At 74.4% G+C, this 4,646-nt stretch carries 1 protein-coding gene; it reads left to right on the top strand.

What is annotated here, in order from left to right:
- Positions 1-18: 18 nt before the first annotated feature.
- A partial coding sequence (locus IE271_RS40205) for a type I polyketide synthase (RefSeq protein ID WP_229919969.1) occupies positions 19-4,646 on the top strand: 4,628 nt, incomplete at its 3' end.

Below are 4,646 nucleotides of genomic sequence, written 5' to 3'. Positions count from 1 at the left end.
GTTCCCTTCCGTTCCTCGGTGGAGGGTCGGTGGCTGGAGGGTCCGGAGCTGGACGCGGGGTACTGGTATCGCAATCTGCGGCGGACGGTGCGGTTCGCGGATGCTGTGAGCGGTTTGGCGGGGGAGGGTTTCCGGGCGTTCGTGGAGGTCAGTTCGCATCCGGTGCTGGTGCCCGGTGTGACGGGGGTGTTGGAGGAGCACACGCAGGCTCCGGTGGTGGTGGCGGGCACGTTGCGGCGGGACGACGGCGGTCTGGAGCGTTTCCTGTTGTCGGCCGGCGAACTGTACGTACGGGGTGTCCCCGTCGACTGGAACACACTGTTCGACGGCTTGAACGTGGACGCGGGGCGTCTGCGGGCGTCGGAGCTGCCGACCTACCCCTTCCAGCACCAGCGTTACTGGCTCGAACCCGGCAGCTCCACAGGCGACGTCACCACCTTCGGGCTGGACAAGGCCGAACACCCGTTGCTGAGGGCCGGACTGTTGCTCGGCACCTCTGGGGAGAGTGCGGTGTTCACGGGGCGGCTCTCCGAGAAGACGCTGCCATGGCTGCCGGACCACCGGGTCGCCGGGGTGACCCTGCTGCCCGGTACCGCCCTGCTGGACGCCCTGCTGCACGTCGGGCACCGGATCGGCGCGCCGACGGTCGAGGAACTGACCGTCTCCGCCCCGATCGTCGTCCCCGATGGGGGCGGCACGGACCTCCAGGTGCACGTCACGGAGGCCGACGACGGCCGGCGCGACGTACGGCTGCTCACCCGGACAGGCCCAGGGCGGCCGTGGCAGCAGAACGCCACCGCCACCCTCCTCGCCGAGGACGGGCACGACTCCGCGGAGGGCGGGGTGGGGGAGTGGCCGCCCGCCGAGGGCCGGCCGCTGGACCTCGACGGCTTCTACGAGCGGCTGACCGTGGCGTACGGTCCCTCCTTCCACGCGGTCGAGGCCGCGTGGCTCGGTGACGGGCGACTCCGCGCGCAGCTCCGGCTGCCCGACGGGGTCTCCGACGTGGACGCCTACGGCCTGCACCCCGCGCTCCTGGACGCGGCCCTGCACCCGCTCGGTGTTGCGCAGTTCTTCACCGGTCCCGAGACACCCCGTCTGGCCTTCTCCTGGTCGGGGGTGCGGTTGCACGCCACGGGCGCGCGCTCCCTGCGCGTGCTGGTCAGCCGCACGGGTCCGGAGACCGTGTCCGTCCGGGGCGTCGACGAGACGGGCGCGCCCGTCGTGGAGGTCGAGGCGCTCACCGTACGGCCGGTGGACCCACGGACCCTCACCTCGCGGGACGACGCCGGACTGTTCGAGGTGACCTGGGCGCCCGCACGGACGGCCGTTACGGCGGAGGTCCCGGCGTGGTCGGCGTACGACCGGATCGCCGACGGCGGGGAGGTGCCGCCGCTGGTCGTCCTGCGCGCAGGCACCGGCGACCCGTCCCGCGGCGTGCCGGAGCGCGCGCACACCGTCGGCCGCGACGTGCTGCACGCCCTGCAGGCATGGCTGGCGGACGGGCGGACCACGGAATCCCGGCTCGCCGTCGTCGTACGGCGGGCGGAGCTCAGCCAGCAGACCGTGCGGGGACTGGTGCGCGCCGCGCAGTCGGAGAACCCCGGCCGGTTCGTGCTCGTGGAGAGCGACGGCACCGGAGGCGGAACCCACGGGGACGAGGAGGAGGACGCCGGGTCCGGGGCGGCGATCGCCGCCGCGCTGGACGGGCTGGGCGACGAGCCCGAGATCGCCGTACGGGACGGGCAGTGGTCCGTCGCGCGGCTGCGGCGGGCGGAGCCCGGCCCCGCGACCGCACCCGCCGACCCGTCCCCGCTGGCCGGCGGCACCGTACTGGTGACCGGGGCCACCGGAGGACTGGGCCGGCTCGTGGCCCGCCACCTCGCCGAGGTCCACCGTGTCGCGGAACTGGTCCTCGTCGCCCGCTCCGGCGTCCCCGAGGACCTGCTCACCGATCTCGAGGCACACGGAGTACGCGTCCGCGCCGAGGCGGCGGACGTCGCGGACCGCAGCGCGCTTGCCGGGATCGTCGACGCCCTCGGGGACCGCCTGACCGGCGTAGTCCATGTCGCCGGCATCGTCGACGACGGTGTCATCGAGGCCCTGGACGACACACGGTGGGACAAGGTGCTGCGCCCCAAGGTCGACGCGGCCTGGCACCTGCACGAGCTCACGGCCGGACTCGACCTCGCCGCCTTCGTCCTCTACTCCTCCGCCTCCGGCGTCCTCGGCGGGGCCGGGCAGGGCAACTACGCCGCGGGCAACGCCTTCCTCGACGGTCTGGCCGCGCACCGGCGCACGCTCGGGCTGCCCGCGGTCTCCCTCGCCTGGGGACTGTGGGCCGAGTCCGCGGGAATGGGCGGCCGGCTGAGCGACACCGACCTGGCGCGCATGGCACGCCTCGGCACCCGTCCGCTCACCGCCGAGCAGGGCCTCGCGCTCTTCGACGCCGCGCTCACCGCCGACCGCGCCGCCCTGGTGCCCATGCGGCTCGACGCCGCCGCCGTACGGGAGGAGGACCTGCCGCCCCTGCTGCGCGACCTCACGCCGGCCGGCCGCACCCGCCCCCTGCGCCGGGCCGCCGCCGGCGGCTCCGAGAACACCGCGGGCACCCTGGTCCGACGGCTGGCCGCCCTGCCCGCGACCGAACGCACCGAGACCCTGCTCGCCCTCGTCCGTGACACGGCCGCCGCGGTGCTCGGGCACGCCTCCGCGGACGGGGTGGACGCCCGCAAGGCGTTCAAGGAACTGGGCATCGACTCGCTGACCGCTGTCGAACTGCGCAACCGGCTCGGCGCCGCCACCGGGCTGCGGCTGCCCGCCACCCTCGTCTTCAACCACCCCACCCCCACGGCGCTGGCCGCCCACCTGCTGACCGAACTGGCCGTCGACGGCACCGCGGAGTCGCCTGCCGAGGCGACCGTCGCGGTGCCGGCCGCCACCGACGACGATCCCGTCGCCATCGTCGCCATGGGCTGCCGCTTCCCGGGAGACCTGGACTCCGCCGACGACCTCTGGCGGTTCCTCGCGGCCGGCGGCGACGCCATCGGCGGGCTGCCCACCGACCGTGGCTGGGACCTCGACGGACAGTACGACCCCGACCCCGACGCGGTCGGCAAGACCTACGTCCGCGGCGGTGGCTTCCTCACCGGTGTCGCCGACTTCGACGCGGCCTTCTTCGGGATCAACCCGCGCGAGGCGCTCGCCATGGACCCGCAGCAGCGACTGCTGCTCGAGGTGGCCTGGGAGACCCTCGAACGGGCCGGTCTCGACCCGTCCGGCCTGCACGCCACGCCCACCGGCGTGTTCATCGGCACCCACGGCCAGGACTACGGAACCCACGGAACGAGCGGGCAGGCGGACGAGGGCTACCTCGTCACCGGCAACGCCGGCAGCGTCCTGTCCGGCCGCATCTCCTACACCCTCGGCCTGGAGGGCCCGTCGGTCACGGTGGACACCGCCTGCTCGTCGTCGCTGGTCGCGCTGCACCTGGCGGCGCAGGCGCTGCGCAACGGCGAGTGCACGCTGGCTCTGGCAGGCGGCGCATCCGTGATGTCCACGCTGGAGGGGCTGATCGGCTTCTCGCGGCAGCGCGGCCTCGCCGCGGACGGCCGCAGCAAGGCGTTCGCCGACGGAGCCGACGGGTTCGGCATGTCGGAGGGCGTCGGCCTGCTCCTGCTGGAGCGCCTGTCGGACGCCCGGCGCCTCGGACACGAGGTGCTGGCGGTGGTGCGGGGTTCGGCGGTGAACCAGGACGGTGCGTCGAACGGCCTGACGGCACCGAACGGCCCGTCGCAGGAGCGGGTGATCCGGGCGGCACTCGCCCATGCCCGTCTCACCCCCGACGAGGTGGACGCGGTGGAGGCGCACGGCACGGGCACCCCGCTCGGCGATCCGATCGAGGCCCACGCCCTTATCGCCACCTATGGCAAGGACCGTCCGGCCGACCGTCCCCTGTGGCTCGGCTCGGTGAAGTCCAACATCGGACACACCCAGGCCGCGGCCGGAGCGGCCGGCGTCATCAAGATGGTCGAGGCACTGCGCCACGGCCGGCTGCCCAGGACCCTGCACGTCGACGCGCCCTCCTCACACATCGACTGGTCCTCCGGTGGCGTCGCCCTGCTCACCGACGCCCGTGACTGGCCGGACACCGGCCGTCCCCGCCGGGCCGCCGTGTCCGCCTTCGGCGTCAGCGGCACCAACGCCCACGTCATCCTGGAGGCGCCGGACGACGTTCCGGACGACACGCCGGAGCAGGCGAAGGACGGCGTACTGGAGGGACGGGACGGGGCCACGGAGGCGCAGCCCACCGCACGCCCGCTGCCCTGGGTGGTCTCGGCCGCCTCGGTGCCGGCTCTGCACGACCTGGCCGCACGCCTGGCCGCGTACGCTCAGGGCCGTCCCGCCTCCGACCTCGCCGGAACGGCCCGCACCCTGGTCACCGGACGTGCGGCCCTCACCGAGCGGGCCGTCGTCGTCGGCACGGGCCATGACGAGTTCGGCGACGGGCTCACCGCCCTGTCGCAGGGCGGGACGACACCGTCGGTGGTCTCGGGCGCGGCGGATGTGAGCGGCCGGTCGGTGTTCGTGTTCCCGGGTCAGGGGGCGCAGTGGGTGGGTATGGGGCGTCGGTTGCTGGATGAGTC

This window comes from Streptomyces minutiscleroticus, assembly GCF_014650875.1.
Taxonomy (GTDB): domain Bacteria; phylum Actinomycetota; class Actinomycetes; order Streptomycetales; family Streptomycetaceae; genus Streptomyces; species Streptomyces minutiscleroticus.
The sequence above is the reverse complement of the archived record's forward strand: the minus strand, read 5'-3'. Positions and strand labels throughout refer to the sequence as shown.